General features: G+C 66.5%; 1 protein-coding gene. It reads right to left on the bottom strand.

Annotated elements, in window-relative coordinates:
• A partial coding sequence (locus ABZ857_RS44290) for an IS256 family transposase (RefSeq protein ID WP_357056979.1) occupies window positions 1-1,074 on the bottom strand: 1,074 nt, incomplete at its 3' end.
• Between the last annotated feature and the right edge of the window lie 151 nt (window positions 1,075-1,225).

Here is a 1,225-nt window from a genome sequence, read left to right as displayed (position 1 = left end):
GGGGCCCTTGGTGACCTTGGTGCGGTGCCGCACGGTGGCGAACGTCGACTCGATCGGGTTGGTCGTGCGCAGATGCACCCAATGCTCGGCTGGAAAGTCGTAGAAGGCCAGCAGCTCGTCCACGTCATCGACGACCTTGGCCACGGCCTTGCCGTACTTGGCCCCGTAAGCGGTCTGGAACTCCTTCACCGCCGCCAACGCGTGGTCCTTGTCCTCGGCGTTCCAGATCTCCGCCAGGGCCTTCTTCGCGCCGCTCTGGGCGGACTTCGGTAGCGCCGACAGCACGTTAGCGATTTTGTGAAACCAGCACCTCTGGGCCCTGGCCTGCGGAAACACCTCACCGAGTGCGGCCCAGAATCCCAGCGCGCCGTCCCCGACGGCCAGCACCGGCGCGCGCATCCCCCGCCGTTTGCAGTCGCGCAGCAGGTCGGCCCACGACTCGGTCGACTCGCGGTAGCCGTCGGCCAGTGCGATGAGTTCCTTGCGGCCGTCAGCACGCACGCCGATCATCACCAGCAGGCACAAACGGTGTTCTTCCAGGCGGACGTTGACGTGCACGCCGTCGGCCCACAGGTAGACGTAGTCCACGGCCGACAGGTCGCGGTCGGCGAAGGCGCGTTGTTCGGCCTTCCACTGCTCGGTCAGCTTCGTGATGACCGGCGCGGACAGCCCGGCCGTAGTGCCGAGGAACTGCCCCAGCGCCGGCACGAAGTCTCCGGAGGACAGGCCGTGCAGGTAGAGCAGCGGCAGCACCTCGGTGATCTTCGCGGTTCTGCGTGCCCAGGGCGGCAGGATCGCCGAGGAGAAGCGCTTACGCTCGCCGGTGACCTCATCGATGCGCTTGTCGTTGACGCGGGGCGCCTTTACCTCGATCGCGCCGGCCGCGGTGAGCACCTGGCGCGGCTGGTGGTAGCCGTTGCGCACCACCAGGCGGCGGCCATCGTCGTCATGTTGATCGGCGAACTGGGCGATGTAGGCGTCGACCTCGGCTTTGAGCGCTTCGGCGAGCATGCGGCGGGCGCCTTCTCGGACGATCTCGTCGATCAGCGAGGAGGAGATCGGGGCGTCTGTGATGTGGCGGTCGCCGTCAGCGGGGTCAGGGACTACGGTGAGCACGGGTGTGCCTTCCCGACCGACGTTGGCGCGTCGGTCATGCATGAGACCTACATGATCATCGGGAAGGTACACCCCTTCCCTGAAGATCCACAGGTTCTAAGCATTGCTC

Origin of the sequence: Microbispora sp. NPDC046933, assembly GCF_040644635.1 — a bacterium.
Classification (GTDB): domain Bacteria; phylum Actinomycetota; class Actinomycetes; order Streptosporangiales; family Streptosporangiaceae; genus Microbispora.
Note: the sequence above shows the minus strand (reverse complement) of the source record. Positions and strands in the feature narration are given on the sequence as shown.